At 70.8% G+C, this 21,934-nt stretch carries 21 protein-coding genes; 11 read left to right on the top strand and 10 right to left on the bottom strand.

Translation table 11 applies throughout. From position 1 onward, the window contains the following. Positions 1-218 precede the first annotated feature (218 nt). From ACQPZX_RS45375 to ACQPZX_RS45340, 8 genes are all read right to left on the bottom strand, one after another. The gene (locus ACQPZX_RS45375; protein ID WP_433370355.1) at positions 219-1,247 is read right to left on the bottom strand and encodes a succinate dehydrogenase/fumarate reductase iron-sulfur subunit; all 1,029 of its coding nucleotides are present in this window, start codon (positions 1,245-1,247) and stop codon (positions 219-221) included. After that, positions 1,247-3,169, bottom strand: coding sequence for a fumarate reductase/succinate dehydrogenase flavoprotein subunit (locus ACQPZX_RS45370; protein ID WP_433370352.1), 1,923 nt, complete (start codon positions 3,167-3,169; stop codon positions 1,247-1,249). Before ACQPZX_RS45370 ends, ACQPZX_RS45375 begins: the two co-directional genes overlap by 1 nt. Before the next feature lie 14 nt (positions 3,170-3,183). Next, positions 3,184-4,008, bottom strand: coding sequence for a hypothetical protein (locus ACQPZX_RS45365; RefSeq protein WP_433370349.1), 825 nt, complete (start codon positions 4,006-4,008; stop codon positions 3,184-3,186). 208 nt (positions 4,009-4,216) lie between these two features. Beyond that, a complete protein-coding gene (locus ACQPZX_RS45360) occupies positions 4,217-4,687 on the bottom strand; it encodes a hypothetical protein (RefSeq protein WP_433370346.1) in 471 nt (156 codons plus the stop codon). Between the two features lie 941 nt (positions 4,688-5,628). Continuing rightward, positions 5,629-7,089, bottom strand: a complete 1,461-nt coding sequence (locus ACQPZX_RS45355; RefSeq protein WP_433370343.1) for a TldD/PmbA family protein — start codon at positions 7,087-7,089, stop codon at positions 5,629-5,631. Then, a complete protein-coding gene (locus tag ACQPZX_RS45350) occupies positions 7,086-8,522 on the bottom strand; it encodes a TldD/PmbA family protein (RefSeq protein WP_433370340.1) in 1,437 nt (478 codons plus the stop codon). Before ACQPZX_RS45350 ends, ACQPZX_RS45355 begins: the two co-directional genes overlap by 4 nt. A gap of 32 nt (positions 8,523-8,554) precedes the next feature. Further along, positions 8,555-8,920 carry a Uma2 family endonuclease gene (locus tag ACQPZX_RS45345; RefSeq protein WP_433370337.1) on the bottom strand — a complete coding sequence of 122 codons (366 nt, stop codon included), beginning with the start codon at positions 8,918-8,920 and terminating at the stop codon, positions 8,555-8,557. Between the two features lie 88 nt (positions 8,921-9,008). Beyond that, positions 9,009-10,871 (bottom strand): prolyl oligopeptidase family serine peptidase, encoded by a 1,863-nt coding sequence (locus ACQPZX_RS45340; RefSeq protein ID WP_433370334.1) that lies wholly within the window; start codon positions 10,869-10,871, stop codon positions 9,009-9,011. 62 nt (positions 10,872-10,933) lie between these two features. On the opposite strand from ACQPZX_RS45340, the gene mshB reads away from it, so the two are divergent. The 3 genes from mshB to ACQPZX_RS45325 all read left to right on the top strand — a co-directional run bounded on the left by mshB (position 10,934) and on the right by ACQPZX_RS45325 (position 12,886). Beyond that, complete coding sequence (mshB, locus tag ACQPZX_RS45335; RefSeq protein WP_433370331.1) at positions 10,934-11,827, top strand: N-acetyl-1-D-myo-inositol-2-amino-2-deoxy-alpha-D-glucopyranoside deacetylase; 894 nt, start codon at positions 10,934-10,936, stop codon at positions 11,825-11,827. Beyond that, entirely contained in the window at positions 11,824-12,279 is a 456-nt protein-coding gene (locus tag ACQPZX_RS45330; RefSeq protein WP_433370328.1) for a hypothetical protein, read from the top strand. The genes mshB and ACQPZX_RS45330 overlap by 4 nt, the downstream gene beginning before the upstream one ends. 136 nt (positions 12,280-12,415) lie before the next feature. Continuing rightward, the gene (locus tag ACQPZX_RS45325; protein WP_433370326.1) at positions 12,416-12,886 is read left to right on the top strand and encodes a hypothetical protein; all 471 of its coding nucleotides are present in this window, start codon (positions 12,416-12,418) and stop codon (positions 12,884-12,886) included. Here the strand turns inward: ACQPZX_RS45325 and ACQPZX_RS45320 are convergent. Next, on the bottom strand, positions 12,883-13,848 hold the full coding sequence (locus ACQPZX_RS45320; protein ID WP_433370323.1) for a GNAT family N-acetyltransferase: 966 nt from the start codon (positions 13,846-13,848) through the stop codon (positions 12,883-12,885). The genes ACQPZX_RS45325 and ACQPZX_RS45320 overlap by 4 nt on opposite strands. Before the next feature lie 82 nt (positions 13,849-13,930). Here ACQPZX_RS45320 and fdxA point away from each other — a divergent pair, with 82 nt between their 5' ends. The 8 genes from fdxA to ACQPZX_RS45280 all read left to right on the top strand — a co-directional run bounded on the left by fdxA (position 13,931) and on the right by ACQPZX_RS45280 (position 21,173). Beyond that, complete coding sequence (gene fdxA, locus ACQPZX_RS45315; protein WP_433370320.1) at positions 13,931-14,254, top strand: ferredoxin; 324 nt, start codon at positions 13,931-13,933, stop codon at positions 14,252-14,254. Further along, entirely contained in the window at positions 14,251-15,342 is a 1,092-nt protein-coding gene (gene dapC / locus ACQPZX_RS45310) for a succinyldiaminopimelate transaminase (protein WP_433385892.1), read from the top strand. The genes fdxA and dapC overlap by 4 nt, the downstream gene beginning before the upstream one ends. Positions 15,343-15,441: 99 nt before the next feature. Beyond that, positions 15,442-15,861, top strand: coding sequence for a hypothetical protein (locus tag ACQPZX_RS45305; protein WP_433370317.1), 420 nt, complete (start codon positions 15,442-15,444; stop codon positions 15,859-15,861). Beyond that, complete coding sequence (locus ACQPZX_RS45300) at positions 15,858-17,360, top strand: hypothetical protein (protein WP_433370314.1); 1,503 nt, start codon at positions 15,858-15,860, stop codon at positions 17,358-17,360. The genes ACQPZX_RS45305 and ACQPZX_RS45300 overlap by 4 nt, the downstream gene beginning before the upstream one ends. After that, positions 17,360-18,448, top strand: coding sequence for a S8 family serine peptidase (locus tag ACQPZX_RS45295; protein ID WP_433370311.1), 1,089 nt, complete (start codon positions 17,360-17,362; stop codon positions 18,446-18,448). Before ACQPZX_RS45300 ends, ACQPZX_RS45295 begins: the two co-directional genes overlap by 1 nt. Before the next feature lie 263 nt (positions 18,449-18,711). Then, positions 18,712-19,146 carry a hypothetical protein gene (locus ACQPZX_RS45290; RefSeq protein ID WP_433370308.1) on the top strand — a complete coding sequence of 145 codons (435 nt, stop codon included), beginning with the start codon at positions 18,712-18,714 and terminating at the stop codon, positions 19,144-19,146. 11 nt (positions 19,147-19,157) lie between these two features. After that, positions 19,158-19,811: an SIMPL domain-containing protein gene (locus ACQPZX_RS45285; RefSeq protein ID WP_433385889.1), complete on the top strand. Its 654-nt coding sequence runs from the start codon at positions 19,158-19,160 to the stop codon at positions 19,809-19,811. An 18-nt stretch (positions 19,812-19,829) separates the two neighbouring features. Further along, complete coding sequence (locus tag ACQPZX_RS45280) at positions 19,830-21,173, top strand: DUF4407 domain-containing protein (protein ID WP_433370305.1); 1,344 nt, start codon at positions 19,830-19,832, stop codon at positions 21,171-21,173. Here ACQPZX_RS45280 and ACQPZX_RS45275 read toward each other — a convergent pair. Beyond that, positions 21,170-21,784, bottom strand: a complete 615-nt coding sequence (locus ACQPZX_RS45275) for a hypothetical protein (RefSeq protein WP_433370302.1) — start codon at positions 21,782-21,784, stop codon at positions 21,170-21,172. The genes ACQPZX_RS45280 and ACQPZX_RS45275 overlap by 4 nt on opposite strands. Positions 21,785-21,934: the final 150 nt, after the last annotated feature.

Genomic DNA, 21,934 nt, shown 5'->3' with positions numbered 1-21,934 from the left:
GGCCCCGAGCTCCGCGACGCGACACCGCCCACCCGCCGAGGCGCGACGCGACCCTGCCCAGCAACCGAGCCGCCGATGCGCGACCCGCCGTCGGCCCGTCGCGCCGGGGACGACCTTGTTTGCGGGTGGGGGCGGCCCTCCGCCCGTACAGATGAAAGGAAGGCTGCCGGCCGCGAAGCCGACAGCCTCCTCCTGGGGCGCGTTGCAGTGTGCTGGGGTCAGTGGATCTCGTCGTCGGAGGCCGGCTTGTCGACCACCGGCGCCTCGGACGCCGGCGGGGTGTAGGTGATGTCCTTGAGCGGGAACTCCTGGTCGTCACCGAACGGGGACGGGCCTCCCTGGTGCGGGAGGGCCAGCTCGGCGACGTCCATGCGGCCGTCGTCGCGGATCGGCGGGGCCTCGGCGGGGCGGGCGGTCGTGAACGGGGTGCCCGGGGTGTGGACGTCGGGCACGGCGGAACCGACCGTCGCGGGGGTGCGGGCCGGCTCGTCCAGCTGGTCACGGCGGAAGATCTTGCGACCGAGCCAGACCAGCGGGTCGTAGCGGCGGTCGACGACGCGCTCCTTCATCGGGATGATCGCGTTGTCAGTGATCTTGATGTGCTCGGGGCAGACCTCGGTGCAGCATTTGGTGATGTTGCAGTAGCCGAGACCCTGGTTGGCCTGGGCGTACTCCTTGCGGTCTTCCTTCGCGTCGAGTGGGTGCATGTCGAGCTCGGCCGCGCGGATGAAGTAGCGCGGGCCCGAGAAGGCCGGCTTGTTCTCGTCATGGTCGCGGACGACGTGGCAGGTGTTCTGACACAGGAAGCACTCGATGCACTTGCGGAACTCCTGCGAGCGCTCGACATCCACCTGCTGCATGCGGTACTCGCCGGGCGCCACCCCCTCGGGCGGTGCGAACGCGGGGGTCTCGCGCGCCTTCTCGTAGTTGAAGGAGACGTCGGTGACCAGGTCGCGGATGACCGGGAAGGTCCGCAGCGGCGTGATCGTGACGGTCTCGGTCTCCTCGAAGGTGGACATCCGCGTCATGCAGCCGAGGCGCGGCATGCCGTTGATCTCCATCGAGCAGGAGCCGCACTTGCCGGCCTTGCAGTTCCACCGGCAGGCCAGATCGGGCGTCTGGGTCGCCTGCAGGCGGTGGATGATGTCGAGCACGACCTCGCCGTCGTTGACCTCGACGTCGAAGTCCTGGATCTCGCCGCCGGACGAGTCCCCGCGCCAGACGCGGAAGTGGCGCTTGGTGCCCATTACTTCGCCTCCGTCTTGCCCGCGCCGGCCAGCGCATCGAACTCGGTCAGCTCTTCGTCGGTGAGGTATTTCGACAGCTCGGCGCGGTCGAACAGGGTGATCAGCTCCTCGCGCATCTTGGGCAGAGGCTTGCGCTCGAGATGCACGTCGCCGGTCTTGTCGATCGAGCAGACCAGGTTGACCCGGCGCCACTCGGGGCTCATCGCCGGGAAGTCCTCGCGGGTGTGACCGCCGCGCGACTCCTCCCGCTCGAGCGCCGCCTTGGCCGTGCACTCCGAGACGACCATCATGTTGCGCAGGTCGAGCGCGAGGTGCCAGCCGGGGTTGTACTGCCGGCCGCCGGTGGCGCCGACGTTGGCGACCCGCTGCTTGAGCTCCTGGAGCCGCTTGAGCGCGTCGGACAGCTCGCCCGCCCGGCGGATGATGCCGACCAGGTCGCCCATCACCGCCTGCAGATCCTGCTGCAGCGTGTACGGGTTCTCGCCGCTCTGCCTGTTCAGCGGGGCGAGCGCCACGTCGACCGCGGCCTCGACGTCGGAGGTCGCGACCTTGGGCCGCTTGGTGAGCGCGTCGACGTACGCCGTGGCGTGCTCGCCGGCTCGCTTGCCGAAGACCAGCAGGTCGGACAGCGAGTTGCCGCCGAGCCGGTTGGAGCCGTGCATGCCGCCGGACACCTCACCGGCCGCGAACAGGCCCGTCACCGTGCCGAACGCCGCCGCGGTGTCGGGGTCGACCTCCACGCCACCCATCACGTAGTGGCAGGTCGGTCCGACCTCCATCGGCTCCTTGGTGATGTCGACGTCGGCCAGCTCCTTGAACTGGTGGTGCATCGACGGCAGCCGCTTGATGATGGTCTCGGCCGGCATCCGGGTGGAGACGTCGAGGTAGACGCCGCCGGCCGGGGTGCCACGACCCGCCTTGACCTCGTTGTTGATCGCCCGGGCCACCTCGTCGCGGGGCAGCAGCTCCGGTGGGCGGCGGTTGTTGTCGGGGTCGGTGTACCAGCGGTCGGCCTCCTCCTCGGTGTCCGCGTACTGCTTGCGGAACACGTCGGGGACGTAGTCGAACATGAACCGCTTGCCCTCGGAGTTGCGCAGCACGCCGCCGTCGCCCCGGACCGACTCGGTGACCAGGATGCCCTTGACGCTGGGCGGCCAGACCATGCCGGTCGGGTGGAACTGGAGGAACTCCATGTTGATCAGCGTCGCGCCGGCGCGCAGGGCCAGCGCGTGGCCGTCGCCGGTGTACTCCCACGAATTCGACGTGACCTTGTAGCTGCGGCCGACGCCGCCGGTCGCGAGGACCACGGCCGGCGCCTCGAGCAGCAGGAACTCGCCGGTCTCGCGGTAGTAGCCGAAGGCGCCGGCGACCTTGTCACCGTCGAGCATCAGCTCGGTGATCGTGGTCTCGGCGAAGACACGGATCTTGGACTCGTAGTTGCCGGTGGCCGCGAAGTCCTCCTGCTGGAGGGACACGATCTTCTGCTGCAGCGTGCGGATCAGCTCGAGGCCGGTGCGGTCGCCGACGTGGGCGAGGCGCGGGTACTCGTGGCCGCCGAAGTTGCGCTGCGAGATCTTGCCGTCCTTGGTGCGGTCGAAGAGCGCGCCGTACGTCTCCAGCTCCCAGATCCGCTCCGGCGCCTCCTTGGCGTGCAGCTCGGCCATCCGGAAGTTGTTCAGGAACTTGCCGCCGCGCATGGTGTCGCGGTAGTGCACCATCCAGTTGTCGCGCGAATTCACGTTGCCCATGGCGGCGGCCGCGCCGCCCTCGGCCATGACCGTGTGCGCCTTGCCGAACAGTGACTTCGAGATGATCGCGGTCTTCTTCCCGGCGAGCCGGGCCTCGATCGCCGCGCGCAGTCCGGCGCCGCCGGCGCCGATCACGACGACGTCGTAGTGGTGCCGTTCGATTCGGGTGGTCATCGTCGTCGCTCCTCTCAGCCGATGAATCGCAGGTCGGAGAACCAGCCGGCGGAGACGGCCATGACGTAGAAGTCGGTCAGTGCCAGCGTGCCCAGGGTGATCCACGCGAGCTGCATGTGCTGGGTGTTCAGCTTGGACACGAAAGTCCAGAAGCGATATCGCATTGGATGCTTCGAGAAGTGTTTGAGGCGGCCGCCCGCGATGTGCCGGCAGGAATGGCAGGAAAGCGTGTAGAGCCAGAGCATCACCACGTTGCCCACCAGGATGATGTTGCCCAGGCCGAAGCCGAACCCGCTGGGGCTCTGGAAGGCGCGGATCGCATCCCACGTGTTGATGAGCGAGATGATCCCGGCGGCGTAGAACGCGTACCGGTGGATGTTCTGGAAGATCAGCGGGAACCGCGTCTCACCGGTGTATTTCGCGTGGGCGTCGGGCACCGCGCAGGCCGGTGGGGAAAGCCAGAACGCGCGATAGTACGCCTTGCGGTAGTAGTAGCACGTCAGGCGGAACAGCAGCAGGAACGGCAGAGTGAAGGCCGCCTCGGGGATGAGCCAGAAGCTGGGCAGCGGCGTGCCGAATTCTGCTGAACCCTCGACGCACCGGTCGGTGAGACATGGTGAGTAGAACGGCGTGAGGTAGTGGTAGTCCTCGACGTAATACCACTTGTGCATGAAGACGCGGACGGTCGCGTAGAGGACCCATGCCGCTAGACCCACGAAGGTGACGAGTGGGGGGAACCACCATCGGTCAGTACGCAACGTCTTCGCCGCGATCGCGGCGCGTGTGCGACCGCCACGATTGTCGGCTGGCCCGCTCGGCCTCGTTGCCGTCGTCGTCATTCGTTCTCCCTGACGTGCCTGTCATATGACCCGGCTGTTAACGGGCGGGGAAGCCCCACAGCCGCCATGCGTCCGTGATGTGTGGCACACGTTACGCCGGGGCTCAGACAGTTTGCGGCTCAGGGATGATGTCTATGTCACAAAATCAGAGCCCTGCTCACATTGACATGGGCAAACGAGGTAGTCGATCTTGGTGGGCGGCCCGCTCTCAGAGCTCCGGCGCCGCCAGCCGCCGGATCGATCCGGCGCATTGCGCCGGCGACCATTGGTTCAGCTCGTCGGTGACGGCAAGGCCGTCGGTGGTCCGGGGAGCGACATAAAACGCTGGCGTACGGGATTTCGCCTGCCGATCCAAGGCGTCGGCGTAGACGGTGCGCGCGTCGAGCAGTTGCCGCCAGGCGTCCTCGTCCCGCTGCGAGTCCAACTGGTCGACGTAGATGCGGACCGCCGAGTTCTCGTCGCGGATCGCGGTCGCCCGCGCGGCCGGCCCGGCGGTGGCGCCCGGCGGGATCAGGCTGTTGAGCCGGCGCTCGAGGTCGAGGCAGTCGGTCTCGCGCACGGCCCGCGCCTCCCGGGCTTCGGCGGCCCGGTCGCGCACGCCGTCGATCGCCGAGATGACCGAGAGCGCACCCGCGCAGATGGCAAGCACGACGACCGCCGCCGCAACCGAGATCCCCACCACGAACCAGCGCCGTCGGCGCCGCTGCCGCTCATCACCGGGATCGCCCGCCGCGGGCCCGAACCCCAGCATCCGCCGCCGCGAAGGCCGACTCCCCGCCGCCCCGGCGCCACCACCCGGCGACGAGCCATCAGCCCGGCCGCCGGTGCCGGCCCGGGAGCTCGAGCCCGCGCTTGAGCCCGCGCCAGTGCCTGAGCCCGCACGTGCGCCGACGGCTGAGCCCGCGCCCGCGCTTGTGCCTTCGCCTGCGTCGGAGGCTGAGCCCGCGCCTGACGCCGAACCCGTGCCTCGGCCCGCGCTTGAGCCCTGGTCAGAGGTCGAGTCGTAGCCGGAGGTCGAGTCTTCGCCCGAGTCCGGCTCGTCGTGCCCGGAATCCGATCCCGCGCCGGACGTCGACCCCCAACCGAAGCCGCCCGAAGCCGAGCCCGTGTCGAGCGGCCCCGAAGTCGACCTAGTGCCGAAGTCACCGGAGCCCGACCCGGTGCCGCCCGCCCCCGGCGCCCCGCCGAACGTCCAAGCGGACTGCGCGCCGAGATCGGAGGCCTCCGAGGCGCCGGCCGGCGGCCCGGTCACCGGTTCGTCGGCGTGCTCGTGGCGCTCCCGGCCGAGTGAGAAGCGGCTGGTCGGGGCGTCGTCCTGGCTCGGTTCGCGCGGCGTTTCGCTCACCGGCCCAGTCAAACACGCCGGTCAATGCCCGCCGACCAAGTCAACACGCCGTCGATGCCCGCCGGAAGCGATGAGCCACGCGCCGTCGATGAGCCGCGCGTCCGCGATGAGGCGCGCCCGCGAGGAGTCACGGACCCGGCGATGAGCCGGGCGCCGGCCATAAGACGCGAGCCGGTGATGAGATGCGCGGCTGCGGTAAGGCGGGGCTGCGGTAAGGCGGGGCTGCGGTGAGGCGCGGGACCCGCGATCAGCGGCCGGCCCCGAGCGGGCCGCGGTCACCCCGAAGCGTTGCCGGTGAGGTTCCAGCTGGACAAGTGCAGGGCGGGCGCCGCGAAGCGGACACCCGACCAGCGGTCGGGCAGCAGGATCGACTCGGCGCCTATGCCGCGAACCATGCCGATGCCGAGCGCCTGCGGGTAGGACTGGGTGAATCGCATGTTGCCCACCGCCGCGGTGACCTCGCCGTCCTCCACCAGCCACACGCCGTTGCGGGTCAGGCCGGTGATGACCAGGCTTTTCGGGTCGAGGACCCGGGTGTACCAGAAGTCGGTGATCAGCAGGCCTCGCTCCATGTGCGCGACCAGCGGCCGGGCCGACTCGGCCGTCGGGCCCGGGTCGGCCGGCGGCATGACCGGCTCGGTCGCGGGCGCGGCCGCCTCGAGCCGCATGCTCGTCGGCATCGGGCCCCACGTCCGCGAAGCGGGTGAGGCGTGCCCGGTCGACTCGGCGTCCACCTCGGCCGCCGAGTGGCGGTCGTGCGCCACCGCCTTGGTCACCCCGTCGCGCACCAGCACCAGCGTCGCGCGCGGCGTGCCCTCGGTGTCGAACGGCAGGCCCGGCGCGGGCTCGCCGCGGCTGCCCAGCGGATCGTCCACAATGGTCACCGACGGGTCGAACTGCTCGGCGCCGAGCTCGGCGAACGATTGTCGCTGCGCGAACGCCTTGCCGTTGAACCCGAACATCGCCAGGTTGCCCAGCACGTCGGCGACCGCCTCGGGCTCGAGCACCACCTCGTAGCGCCCGGGCGGCAGCTCGACCGGCCTCTCCGCGGCCCGCGCCTTGGCCGCCGCCCGCGCGCCCAGCACCGCGCCGTCGATGTCGGCGAGGCGGCCGCTGGCGAGACGGGCCACGCCGTCGGAGCCGTTGACGCGGGCGATGCCGTCCAGGGCGGCCTCGGCCGCGCGGCCCTCGACAGCCTGGCCCGCGCTGTTGGCGAAAGCGGCGGACGTGTAGATCGTGCGGCAGAACCCGGCCGTCTCGAGGCCGTCCGCGGCCCGGACGAAGTCGCGCACCCGCGCGGCCCGCTCGGCCGGGTCGGCTCGCGCGGTCGCCTCGTCGAAGCCGAAGTCGAGCCCCGAATGCTCGCCCGAGCCGGGATGACCGGCCGAGACGTGCAGCGGCGTGGGCGCCGTCAGGCCGGGCCACGTCGGGTCGGCCGGGCTGAGCCGGACCGCGTCGACCGTGCGCTCGACCAGCGCCCGCAGCCCGTCGGCGGAGGTGATCGTGGTGGAGCCGCCGGCCGTGCGGCCGTCGAGGTGCATCCGCAGGCGGACCGTGGTGGTCGCATCCGCGACGTTCTGATGGATGGCCGAATTCGCGAAGCGGGTCAGCGCCTCGGCGTTGTGCCACACCACGACCTCGGTCTGCGCGGCCGGGCCGACGACGGCGCGAACCAGCTCCACCACGCGGGCGGCCAGCTCCAGCTCGGCGCCGGCGCGGCTGAGGTCGGCGGTCATCCGTGCACTCCCACCCGCACGTTGGTGAACCGGGCCGGCGCCGCCGGATGACCGGTGTGCCCGACCTGGCCGGGCTGGCCCTTGCCGCAGTTGGGTGTGCCCCAGGGGATGATCTCGGAGGAGAGCATGTCCATCGACTGCCAGAACTTGGGGCCGATGCCGGTGTAGGTCGGGTTGCGCAGCATGCGGCCGCGTTTACCGTTCTTCACCTCGTACCCGATCTCGCATCCGAATTGGAAGTTGAGCCGCCGGTCGTCGATCGACCAGGACCGGTTGGTCTCCATGTAGACGCCGTCGTCGGTGGCCTCGATGATCTCGTCGAGGGTGTGCGGCCCCGGCTCGAGGCCCACGTTGGTCATGCGGACCATCGGCAGCCGCGCCCAGCCGTCGGAGCGGACGCTGCCCGCGTAGTCGAGCCCGGCCACCGCGGCCGAGTCGCGCCCGGCGAGCACTCCCACCCAGATGCCGTCGCGGACCGCGTCGCGCTTGGTGGCGGGGGTGCCCTCGTCGTCGTAGCCGAAGCTGCCGAGCGCGCCGGGGATGCGCGGGTCGATCGTGATGTTCATCAGGTCGGAGCCGTAGCGCAGCGAGCCCAGCTTTTCCAGGTCGAGCCAGCTCGTGCCGGCGAACGCCGCCTCCCACCCGAGGATGCGGTCGAGCTCGATGGCGTGCCCGACCGACTCGTGGATCTGCAGGGCCAGCTGCTCGCCGCCGAGGATCAGGGTGGTCTCGCCGGCCGGGCAGAGCGGCGCGGTGATCAGGGCGCGCGCCTCCTCGGCCATGCGCGGCGCGTGGCCGATCAGGTCGAGCTCGTCGACCAGCTCCCAGCCGCGGGTGCCGTGCTGGCCGCCCCACGAGGGCCAGGAGCGGCGCTGGATCTCGCCGTCACCGATGACGCTGGCGGACACGCCCGCGCCGCACTCGCGGATGTGCTGGTCGATGCGGTGACCGTCGCTGGAGACGAACCACTTGCGCGTGTCCCAGATCTGGTAGAGGCCCTCGGCGATGTCGGCGCCCGCCTCGCGCGCCGCGGCGGTCGCCCGGACCAGCAGGTCGCCCTTGGCGGACAGCGGCACGCCGAGCGGGTCGACCACGCAGTCGCTGGCCCAGCTGGCCTCGCCGGCGCCGGCGGGCACGAGATCGATCGGCGGGCCCGGCACGGTCGCGCTGGCCGCGGCGATCTGCGCGGCCCGGCGCCCGGCCGCGCGGGCGGCCGCGTCGGAGAGATCGGGAACGGCATAGAAACCCCAGCTGGAACCCACCAGGGCACGCACGCCGAGACCGGCGCTCTCGTCGGAGCTCAGATCCTCGACGTCCCCGTCGCGGGCGGTCATCGCCTCCGTGCGGCGCACCATGATCCGTGCGTCCGCGTAACGCGCCCCGGCGTCCAAGGCGGCCTGAACCGCCGAATACGCCTCATCGAAGTGGCTCATGCACCGACCCTAGGCGACCGGTACGACAAAACTCAGAGCGCCGGAAACAACTCCGTGAGGTCGATGGTGGCGACCACGGGATCGGTCAGCCTGAGGGATCCGCCGTTCTCGCAGGCGGCCTGCTCCAGGTACCTGTTGCCGTCGAGGCGGTAAAGGCGAAGGGCGCGGGCCTTGGTGTCAACCACGAGGTACCAAGGGATCCCGGCCTCCGCGTAGTAGTGCATCTTGAGCACTTTGTCGGTGGACGCATTGGACGGTGAGGTGATCTCGCAGACGAATCGGACGTCGGAGGCGTCGACGACCAGCTCGTCCAAGTCGATATCGGTCGAGATGACCAGGTCGGGAATGGGAATTCTGGCCGTCCCGACCCGGAGGTTGATGGCCTCGAGGACCTGCAAGCCGGCGGCATCCGCGCCGGGGATCAACGTCGTGGCCAGGAGAAGAGAGATTCGTTGACGGCTAGTCTCATGACAACTCTCCCAGCGACTACTGGTCGGGGTGGCCTCGCAGGAAGGCTAACTCCTCGTCGAGGGTGGCGGCCGGGACGGACTCGAGCCCGGGCAGGTCGGCGCCGACGAGCAGCAGGGGCCGGGAGCGGTCCGACTGCGCCGCCGCCTCGGCCAGGCTGTGGTGGGCATAGACGTCGGCCGCGTCCGAGCGGTCGCCCAGATAGCGCTCGGCGAACGGCGCCGGCAGCCGGTACCAGTCGGTCACCGGATCGCGGGCCACCGCCCGGTGGAAGACGTCCGGACGCCGCAGCACCGCCATCGCCGCCAGCCAGCCGCCGAGGCCGGTTCCGCGCACCGACACCGCGGTCAGGTCGAGGTCGGGATGCTTGCCGACCAGCGCGTGCAGCGCGTCGACCTGGTCGGAGAGGGCCACGTCGCCGAGGCGCCGGTGCACCACCTTCTCGAAGCTGGGCGCCACCCCCGGCGTACCGCGGCTGTCGACACTGACCACCGCGAAGCCGGCGTCGGCCCACCACTGCCGCTCCTGCCAGGCCGCCGGGTCGGTCACGACCTGCTGGTGGCCGGTGCCGTCGCCCAGCGTGACCAGCACCGGGATCTTCCCGCCGCCGACGAAGCCGGCGGGGTACAGGACGGCGGCCGGCAGGCGCCGGTCGGTGACGCGCTCGAGGATCGGGCGGGGGTGGTAGGGGAGCGGCGCCGCGAAGTTGCGCAGGGTGGCGACGCGGGCCTCGCCGCGCCACACGGTGTCGTCGAGGACGAGGACGTCGCCGTTGGCCTCGGCGCGATGCCAGCCGGGGGTCATGCTGATCTTGCGCGCTTCCGCGCCGCCTCCCCCCAATGACGTACGGACGCGGAACACCGACTGCGCCGACGGGTCGCCGTCGGTCCCCTCCACCACGAGGTCGGGCGCGCCGCTCGGGGCGCCGGCCCGGGGCAGCGTGCCGACCACCCGCCGGACGTAGAGGCCGGGCGGGGTGAGCAGGCTGCCGTCGGCGAACAGGCAGCGCGCGTCGAAGCCGTCGTGCGCCAGCTCGCCGCCGACCAGCACCCGCCCGTCGGGCAGGTGCCGCGGCGTGCCGGCCACCGGCTCCACCCAGCGGGCGTCGGCCAGCTCGGCGTGCACCTGCGTCTCCCCGGTCCGCGGGTCGATCGCCAGCACCAGCCCGTGCTGCTGCATCCGGCGCAGGACGGTCATCAGCGGGCCGCCGCCGTCGGCCCAGCGCACGTTCACCACGTACGGATAAGTCTCTCGATCCCAATGCACGTCGACCCAGCCCTCGTCGAGGTCGAGCAGGTGCAGGCTGGTCGCGCCGGCCGTGCGGGTGGCCAGGATCTGGCCGCCGTCGGGCGACCACCACCAGCCGCGTTGCCGGCCGAACTGCACGGCGGCCGGATCGGGCACGCCCCACGAGATCAATCCGCCGTGTTCGCGCCACGCGTTGCCGGGCTCGCCGGCCAGCAGCCGGTCGCCGCTCGGCCCGACGACCCGCAGCGACGCCGAGCCGCCGCCGGACGTCACATACCCGATGAAGCGGCCGGTCGGGTCGGGCCGTGGGTCCTCGGCGGCGCCGTCGGTCGGCACCTCGGCGACATCGCCTCCGACCAGGTCGGCGCGGTAAAGCCGGCCGTCGCGGGCGAACGCCGCCGTGCGGGCGTCGCGGTCCACCGCGTACGCGTCAATATGCCCTTGCGCGACCATGGTCTCCACGCCGGTTGCCACGGTCAGCGTCCAGAGCGCCGCGGCCGGGTCCTCGGGCCCGGCCGAGCGCAGGAAGGCCACCCGGCCGCCGTCGGCCCCGATCGTCACCGCGCGCGGGGCGCCGTAGCTGAAGTGACCGGTGCGACCGGCGAGTCCGGGGTAGTCCACGCCGTCCAGCATCGCTGATCAAGCCCCCCTTCCGCCGTGCAAACCCGCAGCCGGCTCCGCGTAAAGTTGCGCGCGTGACTGACGCCCTGCCCGCGCGCCGCCTCCTGCTCGTGCACGCCCATCCCGACGACGAGGTCACCGGCACCGGCGCCACCATGGCCCACTACGTCGCCGCCGGCGCCCACGTGACGCTCGTGACCTGCACACTCGGCGAGGAGGGCGAGATCCACGTCCCCGAGCTGGCGCAGCTCGAGGCCAAGCAGGCCGACCAGCTCGGCGGTTACCGCCTGACCGAGCTGAGCCGGGCGTGCGCCGCGCTCGGCGTGACCGATCACCGCGTCCTGGGCGGCCCGGGTCACTACCGCGACTCCGGCATGATGGGCCTGCCGACCAACGATCATCCCCGCGCGTTCTGGGGCGCCGACCTCGACGAGGCCGCCGGACTCCTTTTGGAGATCATCAAGGAGATCCGGCCGCAGGTCATGATCACGTACGACGAGAACGGCTTCTACGGTCATCCCGACCACATCCAGGCGCACCGGGTGGCGATGCGCGCGGCCGAGCTGGCCGGTCCCGACGGCCCGCAGAAGATCTACTGGACGGCGATGCCGCTGAGCGTGCTCCGCGAGGGCATGGAGGCGTTCCGCGAGCTCGACGACAACCCGTTCGCCGAGGTGGAAAAGGTGGAGGACCTGCCGTTCGGCCACACCGACGACGAGATCGCGGCCCGGATGGACGGCACCGACCACTACCAGCAGAAGGTCGCGGCGATGCGGGCGCACGCCACCCAGATCCCCGACAACTCCTGGCTGTACGGCATCGCCGGCGACTTCGGCGGCGAGTTCATGGGCGTGGAGTACTTCCTGCTCGCCAAGGGCAGCCGCGGTCCCGGCGAGGGTCCGAACAACTGGGAGAGCGACCTGTTCAGCGGCCTCAAGATAGAGCAGCCGGCGACGGCGTCACGATGATCCAGCCGGAGCCGCCCGCCGCCCCCAGCAAATGGGAGCCCGTCATCCGGGTCAGCGGCCTTCTCGTCGCGATCGTCGCGGCCCTCGTCACCGGCGTGCTCGAGTTGCTGCTCACCACGCTGCGCTGGGGTGACCTGGCCACGATCTGGCGGGGCGATCCGATCGGCTCGGGCAGCGGCCCGGTGCTCGGCGTGTCGATCTTGTTCGCGGTGGTGGCCAACTGGGCGATCGCCTGGTTCGCGGTCTCCACCACCGGCCGCCGCTGGGCGCTCGGCCCGCCCTGGGCGCTCTGGACGCTGATGATGCTGTTCGCGGCCGGTGTGCGCACCCACGAGGGCGACTATCTGCTCGGCGGCGAGGACTGGATAGCGCTCGTGATGATCCTGGCCGGCAGCCTGACCTTCGCCGTCTTCACCTACCGCCAGATCCTCAAGGGCATCCCGCGCCGATAACTCGCAGCGGACTCCCAGCTTTCCCCAAGCGCTCGTGCGCGCGTCATCCGCAAAGATGACCGGCGGGTCGAGCGCCGGAAGTTCACCTGGCGTTACGATCCCGTGCCACAGACAGGGGTTTCCCGGGGGAGGACGCATGAGGCAGCAGCGCTGGTTTCCGCCCGTGGCGCTGGCGGTCGGGTTGTTCGCGATCAACGTGGCGGCCCGCCTGATCATCCGCCTCGGTTTCGACGGCGATGACTCGGCCACGAGCAGCGCCACGCTGATCATGTTCGGTGTGCTGGGCCTGACCCTCGCGGTCTGGACCTTCCTCGCCTGCCAGCGCAAGCGCCCGAGCGACTGGCTGCTGCCCGACCTGGTGTTCGGCGCGGTCGGTGGCATGCTGCTGACCGTCCTCGTCGGACCGTTCATCAGCGGCGGCCAGCCGTTCGCCGGTGGCGCCGGCGACTTCTTCTCGCAGATCTGGCTCTACGCCGGCTTCGCGATCGTGGGCACGCTGCTCGGCTACTGGCTCGCCGTGATGCTCGGCCGCGACTACCGGTCGCGCTCGCTCAAGGCGTTCACCGCGACCCGCGCCGCCAAGCCGCGCAAGGCCGTCCGCCGCTAAGGCCGGGGCGCTTCCCTGGTCAGATAGGTGTGGTGGGTGCTGAAACCCACCCGGCCGTACAGCGTGACCGCCGCCGTGTTGCGCTCCTCCACCTGCAGGTAGGCGCGGGTGCTGCCGCGCTGCGTCGCCCATTGCGCCAGGCCGCCCAGCACCTGCTGGGCGATGCCGCGGCGTCGCGTCGGGGCCGCGGTCTGCAGCAGCGAGATGCCGAGCCATCGGTCCGGGCCCGTGACGGTGCCGCGGGCCACGGCGATCAGGTCACCGTCCGCGTCGTGGACGCGAGCAAAGACCACGTCGCGTACGCCGGTGAGAATGCGCTCCGCGGCCGGTGGCAACGTGCCCTTGTGCTCGGCGACCATGGCGAACCAGTCGTCGCCGGGGGAATCAGCCAGCTCGACCGGAGGCAGATCGCCCCGCGCCGGGATCGCCGCGAGCAGCGCTGGGATCGGAGCGGTCTGCACCAGGGTGAGCGGGCGTGCCGTCCACCCGCGCGCGTCCAATGCCGCGTTGACCGGGGCGGCCAGCGGCATCGGCGCGTTGATCAGCGGCTGCTGCCCGTGTGCTTCGTACCACTCCTCGACCGCGTCGATCGCGGCCTCCAGCGTGCGGTCGGGGTCGCCGGCGGCCAACGCCGAGTTCGCCCGGCCGGTCCAGTTGCCGGCGGCCCGCAGGATCCAGCCGCCCAGCCGGGACTGGATCGGCGCCGGCCACGCGTCGTTGGCCGCCAGCTCGAGAGCGATCACATCGGCCGCTGGTGGGCGGCGTGCGGCCGGGACCCGTTTGGCCCGGTGCACCTCGTGCAGGGGGACCCGCAGAGTGCCCTTCTCGGTGGCGATTGTGAGATCGGTCTCGGTGAGGTCGACCAGCTCTCCGAGAGCATCGGAATACAGTGTTCGCTCCTGCGATACGCCTACAATCCGGCGTACCACCACCCGGTGTCCCACATCCTGCCGACGGAGCACGTGTCACCTCCTCCGGCGGAGATACTAGGCTCTGCATCTGTCGCCGTTCGTTCCGCGGCGTGGCAATGGAGGAGAAAGACCCGTGACCTACATCATCGCTGAGCCGTGCGTCGATGTGCTCGACAAGGCATGCATCGAGGAATGCCCGGTCGACTGCATCTACGAGGGCAACCGGATGCTCTACATCCACCCCGATGAGTGTGTGGACTGCGGGGCGTGTGAGCCGGTGTGCCCGGTCGAGGCGATCTTCTACGAGGATGACGTCCCCGACCAGTGGAAGGACTACACGAACGCGAACTACGAGTTCTTCGAGGACCTCGGTTCGCCCGGCGGCGCCGCCAAGAAGGGCAAGATCGACAAGGACACGCCGTTCGTGGCCGCGCAGCCGCCCCGGGGCGACAACTGAGCGCTCTCGCGTCGGCCCTGCCGGACTTCCCCTGGGACCTGCTGGAGCCGGCGAAGGCCAAGGCCGCCGCGCATCCCGGCGGCATCGTCGACCTGTCGGTCGGCACCCCCGTCGACCCGGTTCCGGCGCTCATCCGCCGTGCTCTCGCCGACGCCTCGGACGCGCCGGGATACCCGCTGACCGCGGGCACCCCGGCGCTCCGGGCGGCGATCGCGAGTTGGATCGCACGGGCCTGCGGCGCCTCGGGTGAGCTCGGCGTGCTGCCCACGATCGGCTCGAAGGAGCTGGTCGCCTGGCTGCCCACGCTGCTCGGCGTACGCCCCGGCGACGTCGTCGCCATCCCGTCGGTGTGCTACCCGACGTACGAGGTGGGCGCCCTGCTCGCCGGCGCGACGGTGGTCCGCAGCGACTCGCTCACCGCGCTCGGCCCCGACCGCCGCATCAAGCTGCTCTGGATCAACTCGCCGTCCAACCCGACCGGCAAGGTGCTCCCCGTCGAGCACCTGCGCAAGGTCGTGTCCTGGGCCCGCGAGCGCGGCGTCACGGTCGTCAGCGACGAGTGCTACCTGGCGCTGGGTTGGGAGACCCGCCCGGTCTCCGTGCTCGACGACCGGGTGACCGAGGGCGACTACACCGGCGTCATCGCCGTGCACTCGCTCTCCAAGCGGTCCAACCTGGCGGGTTATCGCGCCGGCTTCCTCGGCGGCGACCCGGCGCTGATCGCGGGCCTGCTCGAGGTCCGCAAGCACGCCGGCATGATCGTGCCCGCGCCCGTGCAGGCCGCGATGATCGCCGCCCTCGGCGACGAGGAGCACGTCGACCAGCAGCGGGAGCGGTATTCCGCCCGCCGTGACGCGCTGCGCACGGCCCTGGCCAAGGCGGGCTTCGAGATCAGCCACTCCGAGGCCGGCCTCTACCTGTGGGCGACCCGGGGAGAGGACTGCTGGAAGACCGTGGGAGACCTCGCCGAGCGGGGCATCCTCGCAGCGCCCGGCGCTTTCTACGGCCCGGCCGCCGCCCAGCACGTACGCGTCGCGTTGACCGCCACCGATGAACGGGTGGCCGCGGCGGTGGCCCGCCTCACCTGACGCAACGTGATCTGCTCGTAGCAGATGAACTTTCCTGACGTCGACAACCGTCGCTACTCTCGGGGCGTAATCAGACGACGACGCTGCGGGGAGGCGATCGTGGCTGACGGGGTGCGCGTCGAGACCGACGGGCTGACCAAGTTCTCCAACCAGGTCCAGAACGACACCACCGAGACACTGGGGTCGGGGTATTCACGCGCCAGCGTGGACCTGTCCTCCGGGGTCGAGTTCGGGGCGAACAGCGCCAGTGGCGGCGTGCACGCGGCCAAGGAGCGCTACACACAGAGCCTGAAGGCGTCGACCGACAACGTCGTGGCCTACATGGAGGCCGCCCAGGTGCTGGCCGCCGCCGCCGGCAAGGTCGCCGCGGCCCTCGACGCCACCGACGGCCGGGCCGCCCGGCGCGCCTCGGATGTGCGCGGCCTCATGGCCGAGGCGGTGCTCGAGTCCCAGCAGCGCCGGGCCGAGGTCGACGGCCATCCCACGACCCGCCGAGCGGGAGGGGCCGAGCCGATATGAGCGACCCGGTGCTGACCAGCAGCTGGTGCACGAATTGGGGGGCCTACAACACGCCCCGCCTCTGGTCGATGGTGATGAACGAGGACGACGCCCCCGGCCGCCAGCAGGTGAGCGCGTGGCGCACCCTGGCCGGCTCGGTACGCAGCCAGCGCACGGCGCTGCTGACCGCCCGAGCCGAGCTGGTCGCGGCCTGGCCCCCAGAGGAGAACGAGTCGTCGGCCGCCTTCGTGGCCGAACTCGACATCCTGATCGCACGGTTGGATTCGGCCTCGGCGGATGCCGACTCCACTGCTAGCGGTCTCGACAACATCCTCACCGCGATCCAGACGGCAAAAACGACAATCCAGCCGCTCTGGGAGAAATACAAGGACAAGAGCACCGACCTCGTGCCGCACTGGTGGGACAAGGCGGAAGACGAGATCGACGACCAGGCCCGCCAGGCGATGATCAGTGCCGAGCGCGCAGTCGAGGACTCGGTCGCCTTGCTTAAGGTCCCCGACGCCTACAAGCCGTTCGCGGACCGAATCGACGAGCCGGGTTCCGGCGAGGACAACGGGAGTCTGTCACAGACGACCTCAACCTCAAGTTCCAGAGGGATCAGTGCCTCGGTGAGGCACGACCCGGTCCCGCCCCTACCCGGGCAGAATCCCACGATTCCTGACGGCGGCGGTCAAGCGAGCAGTGACATTGGTGGATCGGGCGGCGTCGGTGGTGTTGGCGGCGGTGCCGCCGGCGCCGGCACGGTAGTCGGTGGTGGTGGACCCGACTTAGCCGGTGTGATTACCCCTCCCGGCGGCACACCGATCGTGCCGGGTGGCGATGCGACAGGCATTCCGGGCGGCGGTGGCGTCGGCACGCCTTTGCCGCCGGTCGGCGGCGTTGGTGGTGGCGGTGCCGTCGGCCCGGCAGTGCCCGGCTTGCTCCCCACCGGCGGAGGCGTCCCGATCGGGCAGACGGGCCGCGCCCCTCGCGGTAGTAGCGGACGGTTGACCCGGCCAGCCAAATCGGGCGGTGTCATCGGTGAGCCGCCGGCGGGAGGTGCCGGTCGCTCAGGTGCCGGCCCGATCGGCGCAGCCGGCGGGATCGGCGCAGTCGGCGGCCGTGGCGGTGCCGGGAGCCGGGCAGGCCGGACGGGCCGCGTCGGAGCTGGCGGCAGCAGCCTGGAGGAGCCCGGCCGCGGTGTCCGCGGCGGCGTAGGCATATCGTCCGAAGGCTTGGGCGGTGTCAGAGGCGGCCGGGGTAGCGCGGCCGGTAGAGGCGCGAATCGCCAGCCGCGCCCGTCGTGGCTTCCTGACGACCCGGTCGGCCCGAACCGCAACACCGGTGTCGTGGCAGGCGCCCCGGGTCGTGCGGGTCGACACCGTTCCGGTGAGGACGACGGCTACGGCTTCGACCCTGACAATCCGTGGGAGGTGGCGGAGGGCGTCGACCCGGTGATCGCCCCGTCTACCGATAACCCGCGGCACGACCCTGGTCCCAACGTGATCGGCTGGCGCTAGTGACCCGTTTTCTCCGCAACGGCGGTGCCGCCGTTGGCGCTGCCCTCCTCACTGTCCTGCTTACCAGCGCTCCCGCGCGCGCAGACGCCATGCGGGATAGCCAGTGGTACTTCGCCCCCATGCGGCTGGCCGAGGCTCAGAAGCTGGGTAAGGGCGGCGAGGGCGTGACCGTCGCTGTGGTCGACTCCGGCGTCGACGGCACTCACCAAGATCTGCGTGGCGCGATGATCTCCGGCCGCAACATCGCCCGCGACGTTGAGGACGACAATCTCGACAGTGGCCCGCACGGCACCGGCATGGCCGTGCTGATCGCCGGCCGAGGCCACGGCGACGGCGACGGCTTGCTCGGTGTGGCACCCCGTAGCAAGGTCATGTCGGTGACACCGACCCAGGACCAGCCTCTGATCGCCGAGGGCATCCGCTGGGCCGTCGAGCACGGCGCCAAGGTGATCAACATGTCGTTCGCGCAGTACGAGGCCGGCGACGCGATGCGGGAGGCGATCGAGGAGGCCGTGGCCGCCGACGTGGTCCTTGTCGCCGGGTCGGGTAACGACCACAAGCAGGTCGCGTTCCCGGCCGCTCTGCCGGGTGTGATCGCTGTTGGCTCCGTGGATCGGAAGAACAAGGCGGCGTCGTTCTCCAACTACGGCGACCAACTCGACATCGTCGCCTACGGGACCGCGATGACTGTGGCCCGGCCGCATGACCGCTACGAGGTCGTGCACGGCACCAGTGACTCGACCGCTCTGGTCTCCGGCATCGCAGCCCTGATGCGGGCCCGCTATCCCGAGATGTCCGCCGCCGAGGTCGCGGACCGTCTGACGAGCACGGCGATCGACCGCGGGGCCAAAGGGCGAGACGACTATTACGGGTACGGGCAAGTGGATGCGGTCGCAGCGTTGACCGCGCCGCGCGGCGCAACCGCAACCGTCTCACGGGCGCCTGCGCTCGACGACAATCCGGTTGCCTATGTGCCGGTCGAAAAGAGCAAAGGGCTTCCTCCGTTGCTTTTCGTGGCGATTGGTGTGCTTCTGCTGGTGGTCTGCGGTGCCCTGTTCATGATCGTGCGGGCTCGTCGAAATAGCTGATCAATAGCGCGATTGGCACGAACGCACGCATTCGGGGGGTCGAATGCGTGTCCCCCTGTGCGTTACTCTCGGTGCGCTCAGATCTGGGGGGATCTACGTTGTTTCCATCCGTTCAAGCGGAACGGGACGACGACGCGCGCGTGGGGGACGCACGCCGGTTCGTGACCGAAGTAGAGAATATGGCGATTCGTGCGCGTGCCGGTGGTGCGCCGCCTCGGCTTGATCGGATCGGGGGGCCGGACCGCACCGGGTCGGCGTTTGCCGTGGTCGACGCGTTGGGGCGGTTCGTCGACATCGGACTGCGCCCGTCCTGGTGGTCGGCGCTGGGGCCTGAGGGGGTTGCGGCGGGGCTGCTCGAGGCGCTCGCTAGCGCGCGGATGAAGGCCGCGCTCGTTCCGATGATTCTGCGGCGTAGCGGTTACGCTCCGTTACCCGTACGGGAGCCTGCCCATGCGCGACCGGAAGGGGAGAGTGACCTTCGCGCCCAGATCGCCGACGCCGACCGCCTGATCGACGACGGCGGTAAGGGTGAGCGCGAGACGACCCGGATCATCGACGGGCCTCGCGGCCTCTTCCGCCTGCACGTGCGCGGCGGCCGGGTCGAGCGGGCCGAGCTCCTCGCCCGGCCGGTCCCCGGCGACACCGACCGCCTGCTGGCCGACGCTCGCGAGGCGCTCGCCAAAGTGGGTAGGCAGTAAGAATGACCAGCATGCAGCCGACGATTGTGGTGCGTGGCGAGGCCCTTCGCGAGGTCCCGCCCGAGATTGCCGTCTTCAACGTCTCCGTGACCGCCCGCGGCAAGAACAAGGACGCCGTGCTGGCCCGCCTCACCGAGCAGTCCGCGGTCCTCCGCGCCGAGCTTGACGCGTACGGCGAGGCGATCGAGCGCCGCGAGACCGGCGGCGTGCAGGTGTACCCGGATCTCAAGAAAGGCGCGTTCACCGGCAACCTCGACACGACGGTGACCGTGGCCGACTTCGGCGCCCTCGGCGAGATGCTGCCGCGCCTGGCCGGCATGGAGCTGGTCTCGATCTTCGGGCCGTGGTGGCAGCTGCGGCGCGGCAGCAAGGCCGGCGCCGACGTCCGCGCCGCCGCGATCACCGCCGCCCTCGACCGGGCCCGGGAGTACGCCGCGGCGGTCGGCGCCCAGATCGACAAGCTGGTGGAGATCTCGGACGAGATCGCCGGCGGCGGCGGGATCATGCCGATCGCCGCCCGCGGCATGGCCTTCGACGCCCAGCGCGAGGCGGCCCCGGCCCTGGAGCTCGATCCGCAGCGGCAGACGGTCCAGGCCTCGGTGCTCGTCCGGGTCACGATCACCGAACCAGATCTTTCCCGAGAAACGAGGATAAACCGGGAATGATCGGTAAGACTCGGCATCATGCCCAAGGGTCGCCGAGACGCCCTGCTGAGGGTGGCGAACGTCAACCCGGACAGCGTGATGACCCACACCGACCGGGTGCTCTACTCCGCGATCGGTGTCTTCATCCTGCTGTACTTCGTGTACGCCACGGTCGGCGGCGCGGCCTTCATCGACGCCAGCTCCAACTACCAGCAGCCGTGGTACCGCTGGCTGGTCGGCCCGCTGGTCGCCGCGGGCGTGGTGGCCTTCGACCGCGCCGTCGTGGGCCGGGTCTCGATCAGCTACGACAAGCTGGAGTCCACCGACCCGCGCGAGTTCCTGCGTAAGCCCACTTTCGGCCTGTACGCCGGACGCCTCGGCCTGGCGGTCCTCTTCGCGGTGATCATCACCGAGCCGCTGATGCTCGCCCGCTACCAGGGCGAGATCGACGCCCGGCTCAACGAGGTGCACAACCAGCAGCTCAGCCGGATCGACACGAGCGGCGCGATCGGCACCTGGACGGCCCGGCTCGACCGGCTCAAGCGGGAGTCCGCGGCCGACGACGCGATGGTGCGCGGCCTCACCGACCGGGCCGCCCAGAAGCGGCAGGACGCGCGCCTTCTCTATCAGCAGGCGGTCAACGACGCGGCCGGCGAGGGCGTGACACGTTCGACCGGCTGCCCGAGCGGGGGTTACTGCGACCAGCTCGTGCGCCGCTCCCGCGGGCTCGACGCCGAGGCCGCCCAGCTCGACCGGCAGGCCGGTGATCTGCTCGCCACGCAGCGGGCCGCCCGCGATGCCCGGGGCACCGAGCAGGCCCAGCTCACCCGGCAGATCGGCGAGCAGCGGCTGGCGAACAGCCGGGCGGTGAAGGACGACTCCGGCTTCGGGGCGCGCACCGCCGCCATGTGGCACCTGGTGACCGGCGACTTCTGGGGCGTCGGCGTCTTCTACCTGGGCATCACGCTGCTGCTGGTCTCGCTGGACTGCGCGGCGGTCGGCCTCAAGTTCGTCTCCCGCGGCAACGCCTACGAGCGCAACGAGGCCCGCATCGCCCGGCGCCGCGAGCACGAGGCGGCGCTGCTGCACGAGCGCGAGATCCACGACGCGCGCAGCTACGGCGCGGCGATGGCCAAGGTGGTGTCCGACGGCATCGAGGCCGCGGTCAACGACGAGCGGGTGGCCCAGGAATCGGCCGAGCGGGCCAGCGCGGTGCTGCGCAACTCGGTGGTCGTGCCCGAAGAGGTGCGCAAGCTGACCCACCACGGCCGGCACCACCGCCCGCTGCGAGGCGAGCTGGTGACCGGCGGCCGCCACCGCCGCCCACCGGTGGTCTTCACCGGAGACGAGATCAGGGCACTGCCGTCAAAAAACGAGGACTAGCTGCGACCGTACGCCTGAATGGGCACCGTGAAGACGGCGCCGTGACAGACGGCGGGGGAGTCCGCCGGCATCGACAACGCACCGGGGATGGTGAAGGCGCCGATCGTGTTCCGCGGCACCTCCCAGGACACGGCGAAGTGATCCCTGGTCAGCCGCACACCGGGGTCCGTGCACCCGCGTTCGCGGTGCTCCGCGTCCGACAGGACCTTGCCGACGCCCGGGGAGACCGAGGTGATCTTGATGGGGACGTCGTCGTCGTTGGTCACCGTCACGGTGAGGTTGCCGGTCTGCCCCGCCAGTAACGGACGGTTGAGGTCGGAGCGAGCACGCAGCGCGAGCTCCACGGTGGCCGCGGCGCCCCAGTGACCGGTCTCCGAGCCGGTGATCCGCCAGTACAGCCAGGCCGCGCCGGCGTTCACCACCACCGCGGCCGCCGCCGCCACCGCGAGGATCGTCCGGGTGCGGCCGTCCAGCCGGCGCCGGCGCTGGTCACCGGGCTGGCGGACCTCCCACGTCGGCTCCTCGTGATCGGACGGTCGCAGCTCGATGTGACCGGTCCGCTCGCCGCCGGACGCGGCGCGCCGCCGGCTCAGCGCGTCGAGCCGGATCACGAGAATGCCTGCTTTCGCATGAGGCGAGTTCCTCCTCAGGGACCCGATAGAACTGCCTGTTCAACGGTCCCCGAAGAGCCAAGGTCATGTGATCGGTTTTTGGTCCGCCGTTGCACGCGGATATATCGCACAGGTGGGCCTGTCCGGCTT

Origin of the sequence: Actinoplanes sp. CA-142083 (genome assembly GCF_050942195.1) — a bacterium.
In the GTDB taxonomy this organism is placed as follows: domain Bacteria; phylum Actinomycetota; class Actinomycetes; order Mycobacteriales; family Micromonosporaceae; genus Actinoplanes.
Note: the sequence above shows the minus strand (reverse complement) of the source record. Positions and strands in the feature narration are given on the sequence as shown.